This is a genomic window from Aeromicrobium wangtongii (genome assembly GCF_024584515.1).
GTDB lineage: Bacteria > Actinomycetota > Actinomycetes > Propionibacteriales > Nocardioidaceae > Aeromicrobium > Aeromicrobium wangtongii.
Window position 1 is genome coordinate 81289 of the sequence record NZ_CP102173.1, and the last position, 25203, is coordinate 106491.

The 25203-nt window shown below is 66.2% G+C and carries 25 protein-coding genes and 2 tRNA genes; 12 read left to right on the forward strand and 15 right to left on the reverse strand.

Annotated features, from left to right (window positions below; all coding sequences use genetic code 11):
- Positions 1-10: 10 nt before the first annotated feature.
- Positions 11-331: an ArsR/SmtB family transcription factor gene (locus tag NQV15_RS00435; RefSeq protein WP_232402705.1), complete on the forward strand. Its 321-nt coding sequence runs from the start codon at positions 11-13 to the stop codon at positions 329-331.
- A gap of 20 nt (positions 332-351) precedes the next feature.
- The gene (locus tag NQV15_RS00440; RefSeq protein ID WP_232402710.1) at positions 352-831 is read left to right on the forward strand and encodes an SRPBCC domain-containing protein; all 480 of its coding nucleotides are present in this window, start codon (positions 352-354) and stop codon (positions 829-831) included.
- A 3-nt stretch (positions 832-834) separates the two neighbouring features.
- On the opposite strand, the gene NQV15_RS00445 is transcribed toward NQV15_RS00440, so the two are convergent.
- Positions 835-2442, reverse strand: a complete 1608-nt coding sequence (locus NQV15_RS00445) for a phosphatase PAP2 family protein (protein WP_232402715.1) — start codon at positions 2440-2442, stop codon at positions 835-837.
- 72 nt (positions 2443-2514) lie between these two features.
- Here NQV15_RS00445 and serS point away from each other — a divergent pair, with 72 nt between their 5' ends.
- Positions 2515-3786: a serine--tRNA ligase gene (gene serS, locus NQV15_RS00450; RefSeq protein ID WP_232402717.1), complete on the forward strand. Its 1272-nt coding sequence runs from the start codon at positions 2515-2517 to the stop codon at positions 3784-3786.
- Complete coding sequence (locus NQV15_RS00455; RefSeq protein WP_232402719.1) at positions 3783-4571, forward strand: HAD family hydrolase; 789 nt, start codon at positions 3783-3785, stop codon at positions 4569-4571. Before serS ends, NQV15_RS00455 begins: the two co-directional genes overlap by 4 nt.
- 84 nt (positions 4572-4655) lie before the next feature.
- Here NQV15_RS00455 and NQV15_RS00460 read toward each other — a convergent pair whose 3' ends face one another.
- From NQV15_RS00460 to NQV15_RS00480, 5 genes are all read right to left on the reverse strand, one after another.
- Positions 4656-5573 carry a hypothetical protein gene (locus NQV15_RS00460; protein ID WP_232402721.1) on the reverse strand — a complete coding sequence of 306 codons (918 nt, stop codon included), beginning with the start codon at positions 5571-5573 and terminating at the stop codon, positions 4656-4658.
- 166 nt (positions 5574-5739) lie between these two features.
- Complete coding sequence (locus NQV15_RS00465) at positions 5740-6144, reverse strand: YjbQ family protein (RefSeq protein ID WP_232402723.1); 405 nt, start codon at positions 6142-6144, stop codon at positions 5740-5742.
- A gap of 27 nt (positions 6145-6171) precedes the next feature.
- Entirely contained in the window at positions 6172-6732 is a 561-nt protein-coding gene (locus tag NQV15_RS00470; protein WP_232402725.1) for a WhiB family transcriptional regulator, read from the reverse strand.
- 121 nt (positions 6733-6853) lie between these two features.
- Entirely contained in the window at positions 6854-7357 is a 504-nt protein-coding gene (locus NQV15_RS00475; protein ID WP_232402727.1) for a bacterial proteasome activator family protein, read from the reverse strand.
- Positions 7358-7427: 70 nt separating this feature from the next.
- Complete coding sequence (locus NQV15_RS00480; protein ID WP_232402730.1) at positions 7428-8399, reverse strand: NAD(P)H-quinone oxidoreductase; 972 nt, start codon at positions 8397-8399, stop codon at positions 7428-7430.
- A gap of 51 nt (positions 8400-8450) precedes the next feature.
- Between NQV15_RS00480 and NQV15_RS00485 the strand changes: the two genes are divergently transcribed.
- The 3 genes from NQV15_RS00485 (at position 8451) to NQV15_RS00495 (ending at position 10419) form a co-directional block, all read left to right on the forward strand.
- Positions 8451-9236 (forward strand): carbon-nitrogen hydrolase family protein, encoded by a 786-nt coding sequence (locus NQV15_RS00485; RefSeq protein ID WP_232402732.1) that lies wholly within the window; start codon positions 8451-8453, stop codon positions 9234-9236.
- Positions 9233-10288 carry a hypothetical protein gene (locus NQV15_RS00490; protein WP_232402734.1) on the forward strand — a complete coding sequence of 352 codons (1056 nt, stop codon included), beginning with the start codon at positions 9233-9235 and terminating at the stop codon, positions 10286-10288. The genes NQV15_RS00485 and NQV15_RS00490 overlap by 4 nt, the downstream gene beginning before the upstream one ends.
- 42 nt (positions 10289-10330) lie before the next feature.
- Positions 10331-10419 (forward strand) — tRNA-Ser (locus NQV15_RS00495).
- Positions 10420-10460: 41 nt separating this feature from the next.
- On the opposite strand, the gene NQV15_RS00500 is transcribed toward NQV15_RS00495, so the two are convergent.
- A complete protein-coding gene (locus NQV15_RS00500) occupies positions 10461-11681 on the reverse strand; it encodes an IS481 family transposase (RefSeq protein ID WP_232402737.1) in 1221 nt (406 codons plus the stop codon).
- 291 nt (positions 11682-11972) lie between these two features.
- On the opposite strand from NQV15_RS00500, the gene NQV15_RS00505 reads away from it, so the two are divergent.
- The gene (locus NQV15_RS00505) at positions 11973-12530 is read left to right on the forward strand and encodes an SGNH/GDSL hydrolase family protein (RefSeq protein WP_232402738.1); all 558 of its coding nucleotides are present in this window, start codon (positions 11973-11975) and stop codon (positions 12528-12530) included.
- Here NQV15_RS00505 and NQV15_RS00510 read toward each other — a convergent pair.
- Positions 12509-13987 (reverse strand): hypothetical protein, encoded by a 1479-nt coding sequence (locus tag NQV15_RS00510; protein ID WP_232402740.1) that lies wholly within the window; start codon positions 13985-13987, stop codon positions 12509-12511. The genes NQV15_RS00505 and NQV15_RS00510 overlap by 22 nt on opposite strands.
- Positions 13988-14177: 190 nt before the next feature.
- Between NQV15_RS00510 and NQV15_RS00515 the strand changes: the two genes are divergently transcribed.
- From NQV15_RS00515 to NQV15_RS00525, 3 genes are all read left to right on the forward strand, one after another.
- Complete coding sequence (locus NQV15_RS00515) at positions 14178-14597, forward strand: hypothetical protein (protein WP_232402742.1); 420 nt, start codon at positions 14178-14180, stop codon at positions 14595-14597.
- A gap of 96 nt (positions 14598-14693) precedes the next feature.
- Positions 14694-14780 (forward strand) — tRNA-Ser (locus tag NQV15_RS00520).
- A gap of 183 nt (positions 14781-14963) precedes the next feature.
- The gene (locus NQV15_RS00525) at positions 14964-15956 is read left to right on the forward strand and encodes a sensor domain-containing diguanylate cyclase (protein ID WP_232402744.1); all 993 of its coding nucleotides are present in this window, start codon (positions 14964-14966) and stop codon (positions 15954-15956) included.
- Here the strand turns inward: NQV15_RS00525 and NQV15_RS00530 are convergent.
- Positions 15946-16368, reverse strand: coding sequence for a VanZ family protein (locus NQV15_RS00530; protein ID WP_232402746.1), 423 nt, complete (start codon positions 16366-16368; stop codon positions 15946-15948). The two genes, NQV15_RS00525 and NQV15_RS00530, sit on opposite strands and share 11 nt — an antisense overlap.
- A 102-nt stretch (positions 16369-16470) precedes the next feature.
- On the opposite strand from NQV15_RS00530, the gene NQV15_RS00535 reads away from it, so the two are divergent.
- Positions 16471-17376 (forward strand): WD40/YVTN/BNR-like repeat-containing protein, encoded by a 906-nt coding sequence (locus tag NQV15_RS00535; protein WP_232402747.1) that lies wholly within the window; start codon positions 16471-16473, stop codon positions 17374-17376.
- Between the two features lie 506 nt (positions 17377-17882).
- Here NQV15_RS00535 and NQV15_RS00540 read toward each other — a convergent pair.
- From NQV15_RS00540 to NQV15_RS00565, 6 genes are all read right to left on the reverse strand, one after another.
- Entirely contained in the window at positions 17883-19679 is a 1797-nt protein-coding gene (locus tag NQV15_RS00540; RefSeq protein WP_232402748.1) for a DUF4012 domain-containing protein, read from the reverse strand.
- Positions 19680-19772: 93 nt separating this feature from the next.
- Entirely contained in the window at positions 19773-20219 is a 447-nt protein-coding gene (locus tag NQV15_RS00545) for a hypothetical protein (protein WP_232402749.1), read from the reverse strand.
- Positions 20220-20446: 227 nt separating this feature from the next.
- Positions 20447-21841 carry a polysaccharide biosynthesis tyrosine autokinase gene (locus NQV15_RS00550; RefSeq protein ID WP_232402755.1) on the reverse strand — a complete coding sequence of 465 codons (1395 nt, stop codon included), beginning with the start codon at positions 21839-21841 and terminating at the stop codon, positions 20447-20449.
- A gap of 279 nt (positions 21842-22120) precedes the next feature.
- Positions 22121-23110, reverse strand: coding sequence for a GDP-L-fucose synthase family protein (locus NQV15_RS00555; RefSeq protein ID WP_255670265.1), 990 nt, complete (start codon positions 23108-23110; stop codon positions 22121-22123).
- A complete protein-coding gene (gene gmd, locus NQV15_RS00560) occupies positions 23107-24138 on the reverse strand; it encodes a GDP-mannose 4,6-dehydratase (RefSeq protein WP_232402762.1) in 1032 nt (343 codons plus the stop codon). Before gmd ends, NQV15_RS00555 begins: the two co-directional genes overlap by 4 nt.
- Positions 24139-24259: 121 nt before the next feature.
- The gene (locus tag NQV15_RS00565; RefSeq protein WP_232402765.1) at positions 24260-24646 is read right to left on the reverse strand and encodes a hypothetical protein; all 387 of its coding nucleotides are present in this window, start codon (positions 24644-24646) and stop codon (positions 24260-24262) included.
- Positions 24647-25203 lie beyond the last annotated feature (557 nt).

The following is a 25203-nucleotide window of genomic DNA, read 5'->3' on the forward strand; positions in this document are numbered from 1 at the left end:
ATGTAGAGACGTGAATGACGACCAGCTCGATCTCGTGTTCGGCGCTCTTGCCGACCGCACCCGGCGCGCGATCCTCGCCAGGCTGGCCGAGCAGGACACCAGTGTGGGTGACCTGACGGCCCGCTTCACGATGTCGCAGCCAGCGGTCTCCAAGCACCTCAAGGTGTTGGAGCAGGCCGGGCTGGTCTCCCGCAACCGGCAGGGGACGATGCGCCTCAGCCACCTCGAGGCCGAGCCGCTCAAGGGCGCGACGGTCTGGATGGCCGACTACCGGACGTACTGGTCCGAGAGCTATGACCGCCTGGACGCGCTGCTCGAGGAGCTCGACTGATCCCACCCAGGAGAAGCGACATGGGCACCACCAGGAATGACGTCACCATCAACGATGAGGGCACCCACGCCATCACGATCGTCCGCGAGTTCGACCACCCGGTCGACAAGGTATTTCGCGCCATGACCCAGCCCGAGCTGATCGCCCGCTGGATCGGCCCGTACGGCTACGACAACGTCGAGGTCACCAACGATGCCGCCCACGGCGGCACGTGGACCCTGGTCCAGCGCAACGACGACGGGGAGCACCGCTTCCGCGGCGTCTTCCACGGCGACGCGACCCCCGAGCTGACGCTGCGGACGTTCGAGTGGCTGGGCCTGCCCGGCCATGTGTCGTTCGAGTCGCAGCGCATCGAGGACCTTGGCGACGGACGCAGCCGCAGCCACGTCACGTCGGTGTTCATGACGGCCGAGGACCGGGACGGAATGCGCGCCAGCGGCATGGACCACGGCGTCATCGAGGGCTACCAGCGCCTCGACGACGTCCTGGCCCAGATGTGACGACTACGCCGAGGCGGGGGCGACCGGGACACGCACCAGCAGGATGCCGGGCTGCACCTGGGCGGTGATCTCCTGGCCCTCGCCGACCGGATCGCCGTCCAGCTGCATCGGCACGGGCTTCTCGGCGCGCACGTGCACCTTCTGCCCGGTGAGCCGGTCGAGCCGCTCGTTGGTGCGCTTGCGGCGTCCGACGATGCGCACGATGATCGCCAGCCAGCCGATGAACCGCTTCGGCGCGATCACCACGACGTCCAGCAGGCCGTCGTCGATCTGGGCATCGGGCAGCAGCGGGATGCCGCCCTGCAGGAAGCCGACATTGCCGACCACGACGGTGCGGGCGCGGAACTTGCGCGGTTCGCCGTCGTCGACGGTGATCTGCACCTTCATCGCGGGGAAGCGGGCGGCCTTGATGCCGCTGACGAAGTACGCCAGCCAGCCGACCCGGCTCTTGAGCTGGTCGTTGACGCCGGTCATGATCGCGGCGTCCATGCCGAGCCCGGCCATGACCAGGAAGGTCGTGCTGGTGCCCGAGTCCGTCTCCAGTGTCGACAGGTCGATGGCGCGATCCTGTCCGCCGAACGCGACGTCGAGGGCGTCACGGGTGTTCAGCGGGATGGCCAGGTTGCGGGCGAGCAGGTTGCCGGTGCCGAGCGGGATGATGCCGACCGCGGTGCCGCTGCGGGCAGCCTTCTCGCACACGGCCCGGACCGTGCCGTCACCACCGGCGGCGATGATCAGGTCGACGCCCTGGGCCAGCGCGGCGGTGGCCTGCCCGTGACCCGGGTCCTCGACCGACGTCTCGAACCAGATCGGCTCGTTCCAGCCGGAGCCCTCGGCCACCGTGCGCACGCGGGTCTTGAAGTCCTCGACATCGGCGATCTTCGAGGGGTTGATGACGACCGCGACGCGCTTGCGTCCCGAACCGGTGATCATGGCCGCCGCGTACGGCAGCCGGCTCGAGCCGCCGACGATCAGCATCCACAGCCCGATCGTCACTGCCATCCCGAACGACAGGCCGGCCACCACATCGCTGAGGTAGTGCACGCCCAGGAAGATGCGGCTGGCGCCCACGCCGAGCGCCAGCAGGACCAGGATCGTGATCAGGACCCGCCGCTTCAGGCCGCGTCCGGTCAGGATGATCGTGAACAGCACCGCGACGGTGAAGAACATCCCGGCGCCGGCGGAGTGGCCGCTCGGGAACGAGTAGCCGCCGATCTCGTGCAGCGGCTCGTCGAACGAGGGACGCGTGCGGGTGAAGAGCTGCTTGAGCAGGGCGTTGCCGCCGATCCCGACGATCCCGCTCAGCACGACCCACAGCGCGACGACGCGCTCGCGGCGCACCAGGGCGTAGATCGCCATCAGCGCCAGGGCGATCCCGCACGCCGCGTTGCTGAAGACGATCGCCACCACGTCCAGCGCGTCGACGAGGCGGGGACGCCCGGCCGTGATGTCGTACGCCCAGTCCGCGACGCGGGCGTCCGTGCGCAGGATCGCGGACGTGTCGGTGGCGATGCAGGTCGCGAAGAACGCGAACACGATCGTCGGGACGATCAGGAGCCACGTCATGACGGACGAGCGGCCGGGCTCTGCTCGGCGCAGGTCAAACGTCATCGGTCCTCCTCAGGGGTCGGCTGATTCTAATGGACCGCAGAGCGGTCGCCTGCCGGGAGATAGGCTGACGACGTGATCGACGCCCGAGTCCTGAGAGACGACCCTGATGCCGTGCGGGCTGCCCAGCAGCGCCGCGGACTGCCCACCGACATCGTCGACGAGCTGATCAGTGCCGACGAGCAGCGCCGCTCCTCGATCGCCGCGTTCGAGGCTGTCCGTGCCGAGCAGAAGAATCTCGGCAAGCTGATCCCCAAGGCGCAGGGGGAGGAGAAGCAGCAGCTGCTGGCCCGCACCAAGGAGCTCAGCCAGCAGGTCAAGGACGCCGAGGCGGCGCAGGTCGAGGCGGCCGCGACGTTCGACCGGCTGATCAAGTCGGTGCCGAACCTCGCATCCCCGGACGCCCCCGAGGGCGGGGAGGACGACTTCGTGGTGCTGGAGACCGTCGGCACCCCGCGTGACTTCGCCGCGGAGGGCTTCGAGCCGCGCGACCACCTCGAGCTGGGGCTGATGCTCGGCGCGATCGACGTCGAGCGCGGTGTGAAGGTCAGCGGTTCGCGGTTCTACTTCCTGACCGGCGTCGGCGCGCAGCTCGAGCTCGCGCTGACCCAGCTGGCGATGAGCAAGGCCGCCGAGTGGGGCTTCACGCCGATGATCCCCCCGGCGCTGGTCAAGCCCAGCGCGATGGAGGGCACCGGCTACCTCGGCCAGGGCGCCTCGGACGACGTCTACTACCTGGAGAAGGACGATCTGTACCTGGTCGGCACCTCCGAGGTCGCGCTGGCGGCCTATCACTCCGGCGAGATCCTGGAGAGCGAGTCGCTGCCGCGCCGGTACGCGGCGTTCAGCCCCTGCTACCGCCGCGAGGCCGGCTCGTACGGCAAGGACACCCGCGGCATCTTCCGCGTCCACTGGTTCGACAAGGTCGAGATGTTCGTCTACACGACGCTCGAGGAGTCCTACGCCGAGCACCAGCGCATCCTGGGCTGGGAGAAGGCGTGGCTGGACGCGCTGGAGCTGCCGTACCGGGTCATCGACGTCGCCTCGGGCGATCTCGGGCTCTCGGCGATCCGCAAGTTCGACTGCGAGGCCTGGCTCCCGACGCAGGGCAAGTACCGCGAGGTCTCCTCGGCGTCCAACACGACGCAGTTCCAGGCTCGTCGCCTCGACATCCGCATGCGCGGCGAGGAGGGGACGACGCCCGTCGCGACGCTCAACGGCACGCTGTGCGCCATGACCCGCACGATCATCGCGATCCTCGAGAACGGTCAGCAGGCGGACGGCTCGGTGCGTCTGCCCGCCGCGCTGCATCCTCTGCTCGGCGAGGTCCTGAGGCCGCTGTCGTGACCGATGGTTGGCGCCCGAAGCTGGTGGCCCTGGACGTGGACGGGACGCTGGTCGACAACTCGAACGTGATGAGCGCAGCGGTGCGTGACGCCGTGCGGTCGATCCGTGAGGCCGGCATCGAGACGGTCATCTCGACCGGGCGGGCGATCCCCGGCGTCCTGGACACCGTCGAGAAGCTGGGCTTCGCCGACGGTCACGCGGTGGCCAGCAACGGCGCCGTCGTGTTCGCCTACGACCCGGTCGAGATCCTGCACGCGGTGACCTTCGATGCGCGCGACGCCGTCGAACGGGTCATGGCACAGATGCCCGACGTGACCGTCGCGGTCGAGGAGGTCGGTGCGGGGTTCCGGGTCAACCGCCCGTTCCCCGAGGCCGAGATCACCGGCTCCTTCGTCGTCCAGAGCGTCGAGCAGCTCGTCGCCGACCCGGTGACCCGCGTGATCATCCGCTCGGCCGATCACACGGCCGAGGAGTTCACCGCGATCGTCCACGACCTCGGGCTGACCGGCACGAACTACTTCATCGGCTACTCGGCCTGGCTCGACCTGGCCCCCGAGGGCGTCTCGAAGGCGTCCGGCCTCGACGTGTTGTGCGAGCGCCTCGGCATCGCCCAGTCGGAGGTCCTGGCCGTCGGCGACGGCAACAACGACCTCGAGATGCTGCAGTGGGCCGGCCGCGGCGTGGCCATGGGCCACGCCCCCGACACCCTCAAGGCCGTCGCCGACGCCATCACCGGCACCATCGACGAAGACGGCCTGGTGGAAGAGCTAAAAAACTACCTCTAGGCGGGGTAGCCCCACTTTTTGGGCACTTGCGTACCGATTGAGGGACTTGATCCGTACGAAGATGCCCAAAAAAGTGGGGTCGGGTCAGTTCCTGGTGGGGAACCAGGTGTCCCACTGGGTGCTCATGACGGGTCTGGGGCCGGCGTATCCGCGGTCGATCAGGGCGTTGTGCACACGGTGGACGATCTGACGGGGACGCCCCAGGTCTCCCGCGGTGATGACGATGAGCCGCCACCCCGCCGCCTCCAGCCGCTCTCGCCGCGCGATGTCGTTGACCCTCTGCTGCGCGTCCCGTTCGTGCTGCCACCCGTCGTACTCGACGAGCACCTTCCAGGTGAGAAAGCACAGGTCGCCCCGGGCGAGCCAGTGCCCGTCGTCGTCGCACAGGTTCACATTGAGCTCGGGTTCTGGCAGCCGGGCGAACACCAGCATGAGCCGCACCCGTGACTCCATCGGTGACTCGGCGCCGGCGCGGACGCGTCCCAGGACGCTGCGGACGCGGCGCACGCCGTGCAGATGGCGGTTCAGTGCGTAGTCAGCCAGGCGGTCCACGGTGGTGAAGCCGTTGCCCATCATCCACTCGATGATCTCGATGAGCCGCGGGATCGACACGTCGCGGGCCAGGTCGACGATCGTGCGATCCGGACCCGTGACCGGGACGCCCTGATGGAGGTACGCGGTGATGCGGGCCCCGCGACGGTGCACCTCGAGCTCGTCCAGGCGCGAGTGGGTGGGGCCGCGGGTCGACACGTGCAGAGGCAGCAGTGGTCCTTGCTCGTAGCCGTACCAGCGCAAGGCGGTCAGGTGGCTGACGACCGACCCTGGGGGCGCCGCGAGCAGCGCAGCCAGCAGCCAGAGGTGCAGCGTGACGGGGATGCCCTCGGCGAGGTACACGCCGCGCAGGAGCCGCCGGAACGCGGAACGCCGCCGCAGCATCGCATCGGTGATGCCGGCGTCGTTGGCCTGCTGTCGGGTGAACGGACGGTCGATGCGCAGGCTCATGCCCCGAGGCTGCCCCTCCACGCGACGCGAGAAGGCCCGGAGAAATCCCCCTGTGGAACTCAAGGAACCCGGAAAACCCCTGTGGAGAAAGGTTTTTGGGCACTTCTGCACCTAACGAGGGCCGCAAAACCGACAAAAGTGCCCAAAAAGTGGGGCAGGCCAGGCCCTAGCCCGGGAGGAAGCTCAGGCGCACCTGTCGGTTCGGGTTGTCGGTGTTGGTGTCCACCAAGCACACCGACTGCCAGGTGCCGAGCGTCATGCGGCCGGCCAGCACGGGGACAGACATGGACGGGGCGATGAACGCCGGGACGACGTGGTCGCGACCGTGGCCGGGCCGGCCGTGGCGGTGGACCCAGCGGTCGTCCAGCGGCAGCAGCTCGTCCAGGGCGGTGATCAGGTCGTCGTCGCTGCCCGCGCCGGTCTCCATGATCGCCACGCCGGCGGTCGCGTGCGGCACGAACACGTGCAGCAGGCCGTCGCCGCGGTCACGGCAGAACGCGGCACACTCCGCCGTCAGGTCGTGCACGACCGGTGAGCCGCCGGTGCGGACGTCCAGGGTGATGCTCTCCATGCCTCGATCGTGCCCGACGAATGGTGCTCAGGCGACCTGACGGCTGCTCTCGAGCTGGTCGAACGCGTCCAGGACGGCGTCGATGCTGGGGGCGGACGCCGGGGCGGCCGTGACGACGGGATTGGCCTGCTGCTCGCGGGCCCGGCGCAGGTGGCGCTTGACCGTGGACGTCGAGCAGTCGAGGCGCTCGGCCAGCTGGTGGCAGGTGTCGCGGGGATGGGCGTGCCGCGCGGCCATGACGGCCTCGTGGCTGACCGGTCCGCCGCCGACCCGGGCAGTGCCGTACGGCGTTGTGGCCGCCTGCTGGATCTCGATGCCGAGCTGGCGGCGCATCTCGGCGCGGTCGTGCTCGGTGGTGCAGGCCACGAATCCGGAGACGTCGACCTGGACGACCGCCCGGTACAGGCAGTCGACCATTTGCGGGCAGCCAGCGCACAGGCGCTGCGCGGCGGCTTGTTTGAGGCTCAGCATCTCCCGCTCGGCGGCGCTCATCTCGGTGGGCGACGGTGGTGTGTGCAGCTGCTCGTCCTGGAAGACCCCGGGCACCGAAGCGCACGGGGGCGTCACAACATCGACCTCGATGGTCATGGGGCCCCCCTCTTCCCAACTAGAGGTCGACGCATGGCGGCTGCGGCGATCCTCCTGACACGCGAACGCGTCCAGTCCCCGATCCCTCAATCAGGAACGTAAACGCCGTTCACCGCCCATGCTAGAGGTACATGCCCCCTGAGGTGTCCTTTTCGCCGGAAGACGGCTGATCATTACCTTTGGGATCGTTTGTGCCCGGTAGCGCCAGTCTCATGTGCTGGAACTGCGTCTGGGCCTGAACCTGCTGCGCGTACAGCGCCGCCTGGATGCCGTGGAACAGCCCCTCGAGCCAGCCGACGAGCTGGGCCTGGGCGATGCGGAGCTCGGAATCGCTCGGCGTGTCGGACTCGAACGGCAGGCTGAGCCGCTCCAGCTCCTCGACCAGCTCGGGTGCCAGACCGCCCTTGAGCTCCTCGATCGACTGCGCGTGGATGGTGCGCAGCCGGTTGCGGCTGGCGTCGTCGAGCGGGGCGGCCTTCACCTCCTCGAGAAGGTTGCGGATCATCCCGCCGATCCGCATGACCTTGGCCGGCTGTTCGACCAGGTCGCCGAGGGAAGTTCCGGAGGACGGGGGCTCGACGGCCTGCCCGTCGGGGCCGATGATCTCGCGCTGCTGCTCAGTCATGAGTCCAACCCTAGCCAGCGGGAGGGCCCTGGTACCGGGGCAAAGGGCCCTCCCCTCCCGGCCGCGACGGCTAGAGCGTCAGCAGCACCTTGCCGGTGTGGGTGGAGTCCTCGAGCTCCTGGTGCGCCGCGTGGACGTCCTCCAGCGGGTATGTCGAGTGGATGATCGGGCGCACGGTGCCGTCGGCGAGCAGTGGCCAGACCTGCGCGACCATCGCCGAGACGATCGCGGATTTCTCGGCCGTCGGCCGGGCGCGCAGCGAGGTGGCCATGACGGCCGCACGCTTGGTCAGCAGCGCGCCGAGGTTGATCTCGGCCTTGATGCCGCCCTGCAGGCCGATGATGACCAGCCGGCCGGCGGTGGCGAGCGCCGCGATGTTGGCCGCGAGGTACTTGGCGCCGATGATGTCGAGGATGACATCGGCCTTGATCCCCTCGGCCTTCATGACCTCCACGAAGTCCTGCTCGCGGTAGTTGATCGTCAGGTCGGCGCCCAGCTCGCGGCAGAAGTCGGCCTTCTCCTGCGAGCCGACGGTCACGACGACGCGGGCGCCGAAGGCCTTGCCCAGCTGGATGGCCATCGTGCCGATGCCACTGCCGCCGCCGTGCACCAGCAGCGTCTCGCCGTGCTGCAGCTTGCCGATCATGAAGACGTTCGACCACACGGTGGCCGCGACCTCCATCAGTCCGCCGGCCTCGACGAGCGAGACGCCGCCGGGGGCGATGGCGACCTGTCCGGCCGGCACCGCGACGTACTCCGCGTAGCCGCCGCCGGACAGCAGCGCGCACACGTGCTCGCCGATCTGCAGGTCGGTGACGCCCTCGCCGACGGCCACGATGTCACCGGAGCACTCCAGGCCCAGGATGTCCGTCGCGCCGGGCGGCGGGTCGTAGTACCCCTGGCGCTGCAGCAGGTCCGCGCGGTTGACCCCGGCCGCGGTGACGCGGATCAGGACCTCCCCTGGCGCGGGTTCGGGCATGGGGCGGTCGACCACCTCGAGGGCGTCGACGCCGCCGGGAGTGGGAGCTGTGACAGCGCGCATTTCACCAAGGTTATCGGGCCTGCGCTGGTGGGCACCTGACAGGATGGTCCGATGCGCGTCGCCCTCCTGCAGCTGGCCGCGGACATCGACTCCGCCGCCAACCGCGATCTCGTCACATCCCAGCTGGCCGAGCTGGACGTCGACGACGGGATCGACCTGGTGGTCCTGCCCGAGGCGACGATGCACGACTTCGGGGCACCGGACCTCGATCTGGCGCCGATCGCCGAGCCGCTGGACGGCCCGTTCGTGCAGATGATCGCTGCCGAGGCGGTGCGGCTGCGCACCACGATCGTCGCCGGGATGTTCGAGCGCACCGACGGCCTGCCGTTCAACACCCTCGTGGTCGTCGGACCGGACGGGCAACTGCGCGCGACGTACCGCAAGATCCACCTGTACGACTCGTTCGGCTACAAGGAGTCCGAGCGACTGCTGCCCGGTGAGATCGCACCGGTCGTCGTCGAGATCGCGGGACGTCCGGTGGGGCTGATGACGTGCTACGACCTGCGGTTCCCCGAGCTGGCGCGGGCACTGGTCGACGCCGGTGCGGAGACGATCGTCGTCCCGGCGGCGTGGGTCGCCGGCGAGCACAAGCTCGATCACTGGCGGACGCTGCTGACGGCGCGGGCGATCGAGAACACGGTGCACGTCGTGGCGGCCGGGCAGGGTGGCGACCGATACACCGGCCATTCCTTGGTCGTCGATCCATGGGGCTCTATCGTGGACGAGGCTGCTTCCGAGCCTGCGATCGTCCAGGCGGTGCTGGATGCCGACGACGTCGCGAAGGCGCGAAGCGTGAACCCATCCCTTGCCAACCGAAGGATCAAACCCACGTCATGACCCAGACCGTGCGCGGTGGACGTCGTCGCCTGGATGCCTCAGTGCCTCCGGAGTACGACCTCCCGACCCGTGAACCGCGCATCGAGTCGCCCAAGACGGCGCGCCGGGTCATGTGGGCCGTGTTCGGCCTGTGGGTCATCGGCTTCGCCGGCGCGCTCACGTCGATCGTGGATGTCAACGCGCCCGAGTCGATCCTGCGGCCGTCCGCGGCGCTGCTGACGATGGTGTTCGCGGTGGCCCTGACCCACCGCGGCGGTGGCCACATGCGCCTGTGGCTGCCGATCACGGCGGTGCTGGTGGTGGCGGCGGTCGTGCTGGAGACCAATCTGCTGCTGGCGTCGGCGGCCGCGGTGTCGGCGGTGCTGTCGGCGGTGTGGGCGGTGATGGCGACCCGGCCGGCCGACTCGGTGCCGGAGGCGCTGCGCGAGTTCGGGCTGATGCTGGTCATCGCGCTGAGCGGGACCGCCGCGGTCGCGGCCTGGAACGCCCCGGTCAACTACCAGCGCTTCAACCTGCTGGTCATCGCGATCTCGTTGGTGCTGGCCATCAGCCTGGTGTGGAACCTCGGTGCCGGCCTGCACGGCCTGGGCCGGCAGAACCTGGCGATCCTGGCAGGGATCGCGGCGGTGGTCCTGCTGGTGCTGGCGTACAGCAGCTTCGTGCGCTCGCACGGCTCGGACATCCTGGTCGACACGTTCAGCGACACGGTCACCTGGATGCGGACGAACTTCGAGGGCGTCCCACGCCCGGTGGAGGTGTTCATCGGCTTCCCGGCGCTCATCGTGGGCGTCTCGATGCGCTCCAAGCGCCGCGAGGGCTGGTGGGTGACGGTGTTCGCGGTGACCGGCACCGCGGTGCTCTCGACCTCACTGGTGACGCCCGGTGCGTTCCCGACCTACATCGCCCTGTCGACGCTGTACTCGGCGGTGCTGGGCCTGGCCGTGGGCCTCGTCGCGCGCCACTATGTGCTGCGTCAGAGGTCGGCCCGGGCCGCCCGCGCGATCGAGGAGATCGTCCGCGTCGAGCCTCCGCGCTTCGCTGCACTCAAGTAGATGCGATAATCGTTCCGGCGCAGCGCCTCGGTGCTGCCGCCAGGAGGGGTGCCGGAGCGGCCGATCGGAAGCGCCTTGAAAGCGCTCGCTGGCAGCGATGTCAGCCGCGGGTTCGAATCCCGCCCCCTCTGCCGTGTGATGTCTCAGGACATCCCGGACTCCCGAACCCGCGTCAGCGGGTTCGGGAGTTTGCTTTTGGGGCTGGCCCGGACGGTCGTCCGGTGGGTTGGTAGTCGCGGTCGGGGTCGATGGTGAGTTCGCGGATGAGCTCGCCGGTGATGGCGTTGACGACGCGGACGTGCAGGTCCTGGCTGAGGATGATGACGTGGGTTCGCCAGTGGGTTCGGCCCAGGCCGATGTGGTGCATTCGGCCGTTGACGCGCAGGGTGACTTTGCCTGATTCGTCGACGCGGTCGTGGCGGACGCGTTCGTGGGTGTCGGCGTCGCGGCTTGTCCCCGGGAGTGCTTTGGGCATGGTTGTGAACAGGACTGCCGGGGTCGCCCGGTGCGGCAGAGAGCGGTGGGGTCGGCGGTGGTTGTATTCGTCGACGAATAGGTCCAGCAGTGCTTGCAGCTCGGCGAGCGTGGTCGGCTGAGCGGCTTGTCCGCGGAGCCATTTCTTCATGGTCTGCTGGAAGCGCTCGACCTTGCCTTGGGTGGTGGGGTGGTTGGCTTTGCCGTTCTTCTGCACGATGTTGAGGCGGCGGAGCTCGGACTCGAATCCGTTGCGTCCGCCTCTGCCGCCGGAGAAGCGGGTGGTGTAAACCATGCCGTTGTCGGTCAGGGTTGAGGCTGGGATTCCGTGGGTTTTGAAGGCTTTGCGGAACTCGGTGACGACGATCTTGCCGGTAACTCGGGGGTGGGCGGTGACGCGGATCGCGAACCGGGTGCAGTCGTCGAGCCAGGTCAGGATCTCGACATCGTGGTCGGTGCTGCCGTCGGGGTTGGTGAGTCGGTAGTGGGTGAAGTCTGACTGCCAGGTCTGGTTGGGCATCTGGGCGGCGAAGCGGATGTAGGACGACTTCGGCTTCTTCTTCGGCTCGGGTGTCACGAGCCCGGCCTTGGTGAGGTGGCGGGCGATCGTGGCCCTGGCGACGGTGATCTGGTGGTGTTGGGCCAAGTGCCACCTGATGGTGTCGGGGCCATCGTCTAAACCTGCGGCGGCGAGGTCGCGGCGCAACGTGAGGATCAGCTCGACCGTGGCCGGAGCCGTCTGATTCGGGACGGTCTTGGGTCGCCTCGACCTGGGCTCGAACGCAGCCTCGCCCTCCATCTTGTAACGCGCGACCAGCTCATAGAGCCAGGAGCGCGAGACGCCGTAGGTCGTGGCGACCTCGGCAACCTTGCGTTTCTCGACGACGACGGCGGTGATGACCAGGCGGGCTTTGCTCACTCACGGAGCATCAGGGTTCAGTCCGGGATGTCTTGAGACATCAGTCCGGTATGTCCTGAACCAGGACACCGCCCCCTCTGCCGAATGGAGCCCGGACCCACTTAGCCGTGGGTTCGGGCCCTTCGCATACTGCTTGCCCTACGGTCGGAGGATGCCATTCGAGGGATGCCGTCGGTGCTGCAACAAAAGGCGTGACCTCAAGCGGTCAGGCGAACGCCGGGTCGCGCGGGGCGGGAAAGCACCAACGGCAATCTCGCCCGCGTTGGCCCCGTCTGGCCCTAGGGTGTCGGCATGTCTCGAATCCCGACTGCGATCATCTTCGGCGACTCGTGGGTGAGCATGGGCCGCAAGCCCGGCTACTCCAAGATCGCGCCCGTGCTGCTCGGTTGGCGCGGGCGTTCGATGGGCCTCGGCGGAACCGGGTTCGTGGCGGAAGGCCCAAATGGTCGCAAGCCCTACGCATCGCGCATCCCGGAGTTGCTCGCGGCTGGAGCCGACGTGCTGGTGCTGCAAGGGTCCGGTAACGATGCCCCGTTCGAGGCGGACGAGGTTGAAGCAGCAGCGGACCAATTCCTGCGCCAAGTCTCGGGCCACTTCCAACAGGTCTACATGATCGGCGTGCCGTGGGCGGGCAAGGGACGACAGACGCTCCACCTGACCAATGCGGCTTACGAGCGTGCCGCCGAGGCGAACGGTGCCCTGTTCGTGCCCGCCGAGAACTGGCTCGACCGCAGCCACATGAAGAAAGATGACCCCTGGCACCCGTCGCACCGCGGCCACCTCCGCATGGCGAGGAAGGTTGCCGCGGGGATTCGTCGGGCAAAGCATCAGGCCGCTGCCACGGTGTAGAGGTCGATCCATTCGATACCGACTGCCCCGTTGGACGAGGCGGTCTGAAAGCCGCCAAAGCCCGCACCGCTGATGTCGGCGTTCGTAGCTGTCGCTCGGGTGACGCCGTTGATGACCAGGCCGATGGTCGTGCCGAGGACCCAAAAGCCGACGACGTCCCCGGGCGATATCGCGTAGGACCCTGACAGGTCCGTGGCGACGTTGCCTGTGAGCACCTTCCGTAGCCGGACGTTGCCCACGCCGAACGTCAGCTCGTAGCGGTTCGACGATCCGCCTGCGAGCGCGCTGCGGCGCAGGGCCAGTGACGACCCTGACGCGGGCACCCCCGCGAGTTTCGCGAGGATCTGCGCGTCAGCGGGGACGGCGGCGATACCTGCAAGGGTGGCGTTCGGATCGGCCCCCCGCACGAGGACTCCACCGGCGATTGCCATCTGCGTCTTGAGGCTGCTCACCGCGTTGACGACCCAGGTCTTGGCCGAGCCGCCGCGCCCGACGTCGGTGTTGCGGCCGTCGATGGTGGACGCATCGCCGCCCGTGAACTCGTCCGACGTCCAGATGGTCGCCGTGACGGCAGGCGGAGGCGGAAGCCACCCCTCGCGGACGCCCTGCGCCTGGAGGTAGATCGCGGCCGTGCTGTTGCCGAGCGCGTTGAGGTGCAGGGCGTCGGTGCGGAACGCGCGCGGCGTGAGACCGGCTGCGATATCAGTGAGGTTGTCGGCGTCGAACGTGATGCCCGCCGCGTCGGCGGCTGCGGTGGTCCGCATCCACGACATGAGGCGCAGGAAGTTCACCGGGAATTGGGCTTCCAGGGCGTCGTTGAGGGCTGTCAGCGCGGCCAAGCGAGTCGGGGTGTCGTCGGCAGACGGTGCTTCCTCAAGAACCCAGACCTTCTTGAAGACGGGCTTGAGGCGGGCGATCATCGCGGCGGTGTTCGCGACACACGCGGCGCGCCCAGCCTCGGACACCCAGTCGTCGTTGCGGTTGACCATCAGGACGGCGATCCGGTCGCGGTACGCCTCACCTTCCACGAATGTGACCGGCGTGCCGATGGGGACGGCGAACGACCGGCCGGCGCGGTCGGGCACGAACTGGATCGTGGTGCCGCGCTGCTGAATCCGTCCCGTGCGGCCTGCGAGGACGACCGCCCTGTCGTAGGACGCGCCGTCGCGGGTGGGCTTGACGGTCAGGCCCGACGTGATCGTGTCGTTGGACGGGTCTGACGAGCCTGTGCCGATTGTCACGGCAGTGCCAGCGGTCGCGGGCATCGTGACGGCGGTCGTGAGCTTCGCGGACGGGGCGTTGAAGCGAGCTGCGATCTGTCGTGACTTCTGCCCGCCGATGCCGCCGTTGTAGACCGCCTTACCGGTGAGCGCCCCGAATGCTTCGCCCAGGCCCAGGTATATGAACGAGTGCCCGAAGAACACGTACTGGTCGACCGGATTCACAACGCTGTTCACGCCGTCGCCGGGCGGGAGGGTCGCGAGCGCGTCATCGATGGCTGCCTGAATATTGGCATTTACCAGCAGTGAGGATCCACCGCGGCGAGACCACGAGGGACGGCGCCCCACGGGTGCCTTTGCCGTCGTCCGGCCGGCGGTCAGCGAAGGCAGTCCGTTAGGTGCAATGCCCGGATGACACCATGGACCGGTGCAGACGACCTACCGCATCGACCGACGTTTCGTGCTTTCCCTGGTCGGCATCCAGATGATCGGCGCCGGCCTCACCGCGATGCTCGCCTTCTGGGTGTGGGCGCCGCTGGGCATCCTGACCGTCCTGCTGCTGCTGAACGCTCTGCGCGTGGGAGTGCGCCCGCCGGTCGTCGCCCGCACGGACGCCGAGGGCGCCCGCATCGGCGGAGTCCGTGCCGCCAAGCCCGTCAGCGTCGCGTGGAGCGACGTCGAGGATGTCAGCATCCGGGGCCAGCAGATGGTGTTCGACCTCGGCGGTGACAGCTCGATCGTCTTCTCGCTGGCCTACCTCGGCGGCCGCGCCAACGAGTTCGTGCGGGACGTCTACGAGCGCCTCAACACCGCCAACGGCTACTCCCGCTTCGATCCCTCTGCCTGATCTGGCGCGCCCCGGGTGGGCGCGAGGGGTACCGATTCGTCGCGGCCGTCGGTCTGTCGCTATCCTGTTCCGGTTGCACGTTCCGGCGTGCGATGGGGAGGTGTCGCATAGTGGCCTAGTGCGCCCGCCTGCTAAGCGGGTTGAGGTTTAAACCTCTCGCGAGTTCAAATCTCGCCACCTCCGCCCCATCGACAGGGAGCAAGACTCGACCCCGAGTCTTGCTCCTTCGTCATTTGTCGGTCGACAAAGGTCCGACCTTGGTCGATTGTGCACGTCCGCGAATCTCCCGTGGTTCTCTTGAGATCCAGGGGAATGACAGGGGAACTTTTGTCCAGAGCGACGCTCGGTCTGCAGAGCCTTGCGGAGATGGCGCACCTGCTCGCGCAGGCTCATCAGCTCGACGGCCTCATCGAGATGGCCGCCGAGCATGCTCGCACCGCGTTGGGGGCGGCCAGCATCTCGATCAGTCGTTTCGTGCCCGAGGACGACGTCATCAAGACGATCATCAACGTGGGCGACCTGGCTCCGCACGAGGTGCGGTGGCCGCAGGACGAGACGTACTCCCTCGTCGGCTACAAGCGGCTGTTCTCGACGCTGCACGAGCGGCAGAGCTGGATCGACAGCATCGACGACCCCGAGTGCGAGGCGCGGGAGCTCGAGCTGCTGCACCGTCTCGGCAAGGGTTCGTGCCTGGTGACGTCGATCGTGGTCGACGGCCGTCCGTGGGGTGAGTTCTTCGCGACCCGGCACGTGGGCGCTGCAGTGTTCAGCCAGGACGCCATCGCGTACGCCGAGGTGCTGGCGGCGATCCTCGCCTCGGCCGTGGCCCGCGCGATCCGCGAGGCGGCGCTGGAGGATCTGGCATCGCGCGACCCCCTGACTGGCCTGTTGAACCGGCGGGCCCTGGACGACCGTGCCGCGCAGGTGTTCGACCTGGGGGAGCAGGCGTCTCGTCAGGTCGTCATCGTGGCGGTCGACATCGACGGCCTCAAACAGGTCAATGACTCGCAGGGACACGCCCAGGGGGACGCGGTCATCCGGCACACGGCTGCTGCGCTGATGTCCGCCTTCGAGCCGGTGCAGTCCAACCTGGTCGCCCGGGTCGGCGGTGACGAGTTCACGGTGCTGGTGTGGGACGGCGACGCGGAGCTGGTCGAGAAGACCGTCAACACCGTCTGCGAGACCGTGGACGCCAGCGATCTCGGCATCGGTCTGTCGGCTGGTCTGGCCGCCGCGGTACTCACCCCGGAGTCGTCGCTGACCGTCACCGAGATGTTCGCCGCGGCCGACCGCGCGCAGTACGTCGCCAAGCGCACCCAGTCGTGCGTTGCCGTGATCGCCGACGACGTCAGCGCCTGAGCGCCGGGACCCGTCGGCGTGCAGCAACGACCAGCAGGGCACCCACCGCGCCGCCGGCGGTGTTGGCGATGACGTCGTTGACGCTGGCCACCCGGTCGGGGCGCAGGACGTCCTGCAGCACCTCGATCGTGGCGGACACGCAGAACGCGACTGCGGTGGCCTGCCACCACCCCCAGTCGGTCCGCCACAGCAGGATCAGGATCCCCAGCGGGACGAACAGCGCGATATTGGCCGTAAACTCGATCAGGTGATAGCCCTGACCCGGGTCGAGGCCCACCTGACGCAGGGCCCACGCGACTGGCGCGATGTCGGTGACGGCGACGTTGCGGTCGACCCGGGTCGGCCACAGGCCGATCAGCGCGAGCGCGAGAGCGTAGGCGCCCGCGACCAGGATGATCCAGCGGGCGCGCATCCATCGATCGTAGTGACGCCGCGCCGCAACGGTGAGCTGACTGCATGTCGCGTTCGACACGCCGGCAGGACGGTCACCGCTCAAGACCATTAGGATCGCCGGGTGAGTCCCCTCCTGCAACGCGTTCTTCTGGCCGTCTTCGTGGTTGTCGACATCTTCTTGATCGTGGGGGCCATCCGGCACGTCAACAGCACGCCGCCCTCCACCGATCTGCCGGCGGCGGCGCCGGCCGGTGCGACGCCGCCCCCCGCGACGAGCGCGACGCCTGAGTCCGAGCCCGCGACGCAGCTGGCCTACAACTTCGAGGCCGCCGAGGCGGTGTCGTTGTCGGTGGCCAACGACGGCACCATCGTCTACGGCACCCGCGGACGCTGCAGCGATCCCGAGGCGAGAGTCCAGGTCTCCACCAACGGTGGGGCGGAGTTCGATCCCGCCAAGACCGGCCTGACGACCGTCCTGGCCGTGCGCGCCGCCAGCAAGACGTCCATCGCGATCGTCGGCACCACGGCGGACTGCCAGGTCAAGCAGCTGAATTCGAGCGACGCCGGCTCCTCGTGGACTGAGTCCGGCAAGGTCGAACTCTGGTATCCCGGGGTGAACCAGACCACGACGGTCGTCACCTCCCGCGGTCAGTCCAAGCCGGGCGAGGGATGCGTCGTGACCTCGATCAGCCAGGTCACCGCCGAGCAGGGACGCGTCTCCTGCGCCGACGGCTCCTTCTGGGGCTCGGGCGACAGCGGCAAGACCTGGGTGCAGCTCGGACGCCTCGACAACGCCCGCGTGGCCACCTTCTTGACACCCAGCGCCGGTTTCGCCCTGGCCCGCTACAACGGCTGCGCGGCCAACGCCTTCACGACCAACGACGGCGGCGTCACCTGGACGCCCGGCGGATGCATCTCCGGCGACCCGGCCCGAGCCATCGCCGCGACCGCCAGCCGCTTGGTCGCCGTCGTCGACGAGGACGTCTACACCAGCGACAACACCGGCACCGTCTGGAAGCAGCCGTAACCCCTGCCCGATGAGTCCGGCCCGCCCGTCTTGAGCTTGTCGAAACCCCCTACGGCGGTTGGGGTGCTGACCCAACGCCCGTTGAGCTTGTCGAAACGACCCCACTAAGCTCGCCGGCTCCTCGCCGATTGAACCTGTCGAAACGACCCGCTGAGCCCGGCTCGCCCGTTGAGCTTGTCGAAACGACCCCGCTGAGTTCGTCGACTTCTCGCCCGTTGAGCCATCGAAACGACCCGCTGAGCTCGTCGACTTCTCGCCCGTTGAGCCTGTCGAAACGGCCCGCTGAGCTCGCCGGCTCCTCGCCGATTGAGCCTGTCGAAACGACCCGCTGAGCTCGTCGACTTCTCGCCCGTTGAGCCTGTCGAAACGACCCCGCTGAGCTCGTCGACTTCTCGCCCGTTGAGCCTGTCGAAACGGCCTACCCTGCGGTCTGCAACCCCAGCAGACAAAAGAGGCCCGACAGCCAGCGAAAATCGCCAGCCCATCGGGCCCCTTGAACCGCTACCTCAGCAAGCGCTCTTGACGACGCTGCCCTTCGTGCCCGGCTTGATCCCCGGGGTGGCCAGCACCCGCGCGTCACCGCGCTGATCCTTGCCGGAGACGACCGTCGCCTCGACGGTCACGGTCTGACCGGGGTTGATCTGCACCGTCACCAGCCGCACGCCCCGTCCTTCGTGTGTTCCTGGGAACGTCGCGACTTCTTCCTTGTCGATCGTGACGTCGGTGACCTTGCCGCCGTTGGGGGCGTAGACGTACACGTTCATCAGCATCGAGCCGGCCGGTGCGCCGAACCCGGGCCCGCGGATCGACTCGGGCAGCGTGGCCGAGTCCGCCGGAGCGGTGGAGCGCAACGTCGTCACCGTGCTGTACGTTTGGGCGCCCGCGTCGGTGCACTTCGACGCCTTCGCCTCGACGTCGTAGTCCAGGTAGTACTGCATCTTCGCCCCGGTGGCGTCGTTCAGGTAGAACCCAAGCGTCGACTTGGCCGCCTTGTCGACAGGTAGCTCTCCGGCCACTGCAGTGCCGGAGAGGAGGGTGCTGATCTCCGACGACTTATCCCATACCTGGACGCGGCGCTCGTTGGTCGCACGAGTCAGTGCCTTGAGTAACGCGTTCGGGTCGCCTTCCCCGGACAGGACCTTGTCGAAGATCTGCTTGGTGGCCGACGCGAAAAAGGCGTCCTGGGCAGCGCCGCCATCGCGGAGGTCCGGGTAGGCGACGTAGACCCCATTGAGCAACACGTCGACCGCATTGTCCGCGGTCAGCGTTGTGCCGTCGGCAAGGGTGACGGGGCCGAGACCCTTGAGCACATACGACAGTGTCACGGGGTCAAGCGACAGCACGCCGTCCACGTCGATGTTCTTCTCGCGTTTGATGATCTCGGCACCGATGGAAGCGGCCCGCGGAAAGTCCGGGGTGAAGTTGATGTCCCGAAAGTCGGTGACCAGCTTGGTGTCGAAGAGCTCGGTCTCCTCGTCGGAGATGTCAGTTGCGTCGTAGTCCAGGCTGCCCATGGATCCGCCCGAGCCCTGCTCACCCAGCTTGATCTTGCCGTTGTCGATGTTGAGCACTGCGTAGGCGCCGGGGAGTCCGCCGGTCGCGCGAATTTCGGCGTTGTTCTGGAACAGCAAGAGGTAGGTGTGCTTGCCGCTGAGCATCTGCGGGACGACTTCCGACGCGGTTGTCGCTCGCTTCGAGATCTCGGAGGCGTGCGACAGTTTGTCCTGAACGTCCTTGACGGGGCCCTGGAGGGAACCCATCAGCGCGGAGGTGTTGATCCTGTCGACCTCGCCGGACGCCGCGGTGATGACCTTGCCGGCCTTCGCGACGTTGGGCCCGATTCCAGCGATGGCGTCGACGTTGATCGCGCCGCCCTGTGGGTTAAATGTCTTGCCGTTGAACTGGTCCGCGATGTCTACGAGCGGAGGAAGTCCTGTGTCGGCGACCTGCTTGAGCGACGAGGTGACGGTGCGGACGGCGTCGACGTTCTTGCCGAGCACCGGCAGCTTCGAGGCGGCCGAGAACACGAAGCTGCCAAGCGTCGAGTCGGCGCTGCCGATATTGGTCTGCAGCGATGTCAGCGACCGCGCTGCGGCCGGCTGATCGCCGGATTCGAGCGCGGTCTGCAGCCCGCTGGCATTCGTCGCGGCCCCGTCGATGTCGCCCTTGGCCGACGCGAGCTGGGTGAAGGTGAAGATGCCAAGCCCAGCCAGCGCGACGACGGCGACCGCCAGCAGGCCCAGCAGGGTGGTGTTGCGCTTCTTTTTGTTGTTGGTGTGGCGCGCGTGCTGCGAGTCGGTCACCGTCTCACTTTCCCTCGAAATTCATGCAGTAAAAACAAAAGTGGGGCTGCCGGATGGCAGCCCCACTTCGGGTAACGAACAAAGGAGCGTTCGCTACTTCTTCTTCACCTTCAGCTTCGCCTTGCCCTTGCTGCCCTTAAAGACCGATCCCGTCCAAGGCTTGAACTCGTACTTGATGGTCTTGATCTTGGTCTTGCCCTTCTTGAAGCCCTTCAGCTTCGGGGCCGGGAACTTGATGTTGGCCTTGCCGTTAACGACCTTGAACCAGTAAACCTTGCCGTTGAAGGTCACCTTCATCTTGCCGCTGACCCTGGCGTTGCCGGCTCCGACGTCGAGCTTGAGGCGAACCGTGCTAGTGGAGGGGGCCGGTGTAGGGATGACTGGAATGACTCCCGGAGGAGTGGGCGGAATGCCCGGGATCGACGGCGCGGTCGGAACCGTTCCGGGGTACGGGTCTGCTGCTGACGCGCCACTGACCAGGGCCCCCGAGCCGAGAACCAAGGCGACCGACGCGAAAAGCGCAATCACAATCTTTTTCATGGGTTTTCCCTTGTCCTGGCAGTTGCGTGCCATTCATTGAAGACTTTGTAGTAGAGAACTACGGGGCCCAGCCTAGGGGACGAATAGGGGACATAGGTCCCAGATGATAGAAGTTTCACGCGTGCGAAACATGCTGTCCGTCACCCAACACGTTTCGAGCTCGACAGCCGCTGCGATACCAGTGAGCCCAGGCCCGTCGCGAATTATTGAGTGTGATTGGAATCACATCATGCGACAGGGCTGGTATCCCGAGGATTGGACTCTTCGGGTGCATACCCGTATCCATACCCGTACCCATATCCGTCGCCACCACGAGCCGGCGTCATGTTGAAGATGACTCCTGCAGGGCTCGCCCCAACGGATTCCAACCGGTCGACGGCCAGTGCGAGCTGGTCGGTTGTGGTCTTCCCATGCCGGACAACTAGCAGTGCACCGTCGGCCTGTGCCGCCAGCAACGCTCCATCGGTAACCGGTAGCAGTGGCGGGGCGTCGATGAGCACGACGTCATAGCGAGCCCGTAGCGACGTGATGAGAGAAGCCATGGAGGTGGATTTCAACAGTTCGGCCGGGTTGGGCGGTGTCGAACCGCTCGTCAGGACGTCCAACCCCTCGCGGGCGGTCGTCTGAATGGCGTCCTCGAGCGGGAGCTTGCCAATTAGCACCGTTGTGAGACCGACGGCTGGCTCGAGTCGCAGGTACTCGCTGATCTTCGGACGACGAAGGTCGCCCTCCACGAGCGCGACCTTCTCACCGCCCTCCGCCAAGGCAAGCGCCAAGTTCACGGCCGTGGTGGTCTTCCCTTCCCCGGGCAGAGAGCTGGTGATGACGAAGACCTTGTGGTCGGCGTCGGGATCGATGAATTGCAAGTTCGTCCGTAGTACGCGAAATGCCTCCGCGCGTGGTGCGTACGTGTCCAAGCTGGAGATGAGCGGGGTGTCGACGGCCGCAGCGTCGTAGCTGATCGCGCCGATAATGGGCGCCGGCACGAGGGACTCGAGTTGACGCGTGGACTTGATGGTTGTGTCCAGGGTCTCGCGAAGAACCGCCACTCCGGCACCCAGAATTAACCCGAGGATGAGACCCAATCCAATATTGCGCACGGGTTGGGGGGAGATCGGAGCGGTTGACTCCGAGGCGGGGTCAACAACGGTCGCCTTGATCGTAGCCTGATCCTTGCCGGGGGGGGTCTCCAACTCAGCAACATAGGCCACGAATTCGTCGGATACCGCCGCGGCAAGGAGCCGAGCACGCTTCGGATCAGGGTCGTTAACTCGCACCGTCAGGATCACGGTGTCTAGCTTCGTGCTAGCCGAGATTTGGCTCGCGAGCTCCCCAGGTGTCTCATCGAGCTGCAGTCGATCCACCACTCGGCGCGCGATCTCTCTGCCTGTGAGGAGGTCCGCATAGGATTTCACACGCTGTAGCGAAAACTGGCCACCCTGATTCGCCGCCTGCGCATCATCTGTCGATCCCTGGGTGGAGACGAACATTCGAGCAGAGGACGCATACTGTGGGGTTTCCCGCAAAGTGACTGCGGCCGCCAGCGCGACCGCAATTAAACTAAACACGGCGACGAGTTTCCACTGCGCCCGAAGAACCCTGAAATAGTCACGCAGGTCCACAGTTGCTCCGTTCAAGAGGTTTGCCTGTCAGCCAAGGCGCACTGAGTCTAGCCACGGCTGCCGGTTCGGGACTCTCGGAGTCGAGGTAAGGAAATGCCCTGAGGCGTTTCTCGGGTAGCTATTCGAGTCATGGGGCGAGTGGCGCCGTGGGTGCCAACGAGCTTTTGTGGGGCTGGTAGGGACATTCCGAAACGCGCCGACCAATGCCACCATTTATCCTCATGGTCGGGGTTATGGCCGGAGAATCTGTCAGTTCCCGTGGCGCATCATTTGGCAGTCCTACTGGCGCAACTCGTCGGCGTGCGCCCGGTACCAATCAACTGTGGATCGAAGCCCTTCTTCCAGCGAGATCCTCGCGGCCCATCCAGACTCGCCAAGCTTATGAACATCTAGCAGTTTCTGGGGAGTGCCGTCCGGTTTGGAGGAGTCCCACCGCGTCTTTCCGGTGTATCCCACGACGTTCGCGATTATGTCGGCGATCTCCTTGATCGTGACATCGCTGCCAGTGCCTACGTTTACCTGCTGCGGCCCATCGTAGTGTTCGAGCAGGTGGAGAACTGCCGACGCCAGGTCATCGACGTGGAGGAACTCTCTGCGCGGTGACCCAGTTCCCCAATTCGTCACTGAGTCGGAGCCATTGCGGGTGGCCTCGTCGTACCGGCGTATCAGTGCTGGCAGGACGTGGGAGCCGTGCGGCGAGAAGTTGTCGTTGGGACCGTAAAGGTTGGTTGGCATAGCACTGATCCATGGCAGGCCGTACTGGCGCCGAACCGCTTGGACATGCATGATTCCCGCGATCTTTGCGATTGCATAGGCGTCATTGGTGCTTTCGAGGTGCCCCGTTAGGAGCGAGTCTTCATCAATTGGCTGCTTCGCAAACTTCGGATAGATGCACGAAGAACCCAGGAAGATCAAGCGTTTGACGCCGTGCTCGCGTGCAGCGTCAAGCACGTTGACTTGGATACGAATGTTGTCGCTCAAAAAGTCAACCGGATATGTGCTGTTGGCCATAATCCCGCCCACTTTGGCCGCGGCGAGAGCCAAGTAAGTCGGCCTGACCTTTTTTACATAGGCAAAGACGGCGTCGCGGTCTTTGAGGTCCAGCTCAGACGAGGTTTGCCCCACAATATTGGTGAAACCTTCGGCCTCAAGCTTGCGAACGATCGCGGACCCCACTAAGCCGCGGTGACCAGCGACGTAGAAGGTGGCGGACCTGTCCAGCTCTGTCGGTGTGAAGTCGGTGTCCCCGTCTGTACTCGAACGTGTCATTTGGTGCTCCACGACTCGAGCTTGACGTCGTCAATCCACGCTTGTCCCGCGTGGGACAGAGCTTCGAGGTCGGCATCCACCATTAGTTTGGCAAGCTCGCGGCCATCTACGGTTGCCTTCCACCCGAGTTTCTCCGCCGCCTTGGATGGGTCGCCGATGAGCGCGTCCACTTCGGTGGGCCGCAGGTATCGCTCGTCGAACCGCACGTGTTCTTCCCAGTCGAGTCCCGCGTGACTGAATGAGATTTCGAGAAACTCGCGAACCGTGATTCCTACGCCGGTTGCCAGCACGAAGTCCTCAGGCTCGTCAGTCTGCAGCATTCGCCACATGCCCTCGACATACTCGGCTGCATAGCCCCAGTCGCGTACCGCGTCGAGGTTTCCCATAAACAGTTCCTTCTGTTTACCGGCCTTGATCGCAGCCACTGCACGGGTGATCTTCCTGGTCACAAACGTCTCGCCGCGGCGCGGCGACTCGTGGTTGAACAGGATGCCATTGACAGCAAACAGGCCGTAGGCCTCGCGGTAGTTCTTCGTAATCCAGTAGCTGTACAGCTTGGCCGCCGCATACGGAGACCGGGGGTAGAAGGGGGTGTCCTCGTTCTGGGGCGGTGGGGTGGCACCGTAAAGCTCGGATGAGGATGCTTGGTAAAAGCGCGGCTGGATGCCGGCGAGACGCACTGCCTCGAGTAGACGGATTGTGCCAGTGCCAGTGGTGTCCGCTGTGTGTTCCGGTTCGTCAAATGAAACCCGGACGTGGGACTGGGCCGCCAAGTTATAGACCTCATCGGGCTTGATCTCGTTGAGCAGAGTCACGAGGCGAACTCCGTCGCTAAGATCGCCGTAATGCAGAGTCAGTTTGACCCCAGTGTCATGGGGGTCTTCGTAGAGGTGATCGATTCGTGCAGTGTTGAACGTCGATGCGCGACGGATCAGACCGTGCACTTCGTATCCCTTGTTGAGCAGCAATTCTGCGAGGTATGAACCGTCTTGGCCGGTGATACCTGTGATGAATGCGGTTTTAGTCATATACTCTTCCAATTCGTTTCAGTGGCGGGTGCGATTCTGTGCGGGAACCTGCCGGGTTTTCGCGGAGTTCCCTTGGCGTAACGGCCAGTTGTTCTCGTAGGACGGTTACCTAGCAGCCCTACTAGACTGACCGGGGCGTCTTACCCTCAGTAAGGTTGGTTTTCTTAAGAGTCGACCATGGCTCGCCCTCGGGCGCCACGACTTCCGCCGAGACTGACGATGTGATGAATCGCACGAGCGAGCGCTGGTCGAGGCGGAAGCGCGCCCATTCGAATGCACTCTCGCCGATACGCGCGAGTTGCTCGGGTGGCATCGCCAGCAACTGGGAGACACGGTTAGCGCAGTCGTTCACGGTGCCCTCCATGAATACGCCTGGAGCAATCGCGCTGAGCCAATCCGCTTTCGGGTGCAGGGTCATGACGTGTGGACGCCCGCTGAGCATCGATATGGCCATCCGGTTGCTGAGTGCGTTAGGGATCGATGGGTAGTGATCCCAGATCGCACTCACGGAGTGAGAGCGAAGCACCTCTACTTGATCAACAAACTGGACTGACCCACGAGTCCATCCGGCCGGCCACCCTGACCCGTACAGGTGAAAATCATCTCGGTGCTTGCGGCGAATCTTCGCGGCTAGGAGCATACGGGCAAGCGCACCGGGACGCGCTGCTCGACGAACCCATGAGGGCGGATTGGAGGCGATCATTGCGACGCTAGCTCGTACGGGAAGTGCGGGTGGGCCCACCTTTTCGTAGTGAGCAAACTGAAGATGGTCGTATCCAGACACGGTTGTGTGGACTTGGCTGGCGCCAGCGGCGAGAAACTGGTCAAGCGCTGGGCGTCCGGCCGAATTGAACAGGTGGTCTGCCCGCGGAAGCCAGAAGTTTCGGGCTGCAGGCGCGATCCGCTTCGAATTCCAGTGATCGCCCTCCCAGACAAGGACCCTGCGCCCGTTGAGCCGGGCATCAATCGCGTTCTCCTCAGAGGGACCCGACGGGAAGGTGCGTGGGCTCCACACCATTAGCGTGTCCCAGTCATCCTTTCCGAGGGCTTCGAGTACTAGTGGGG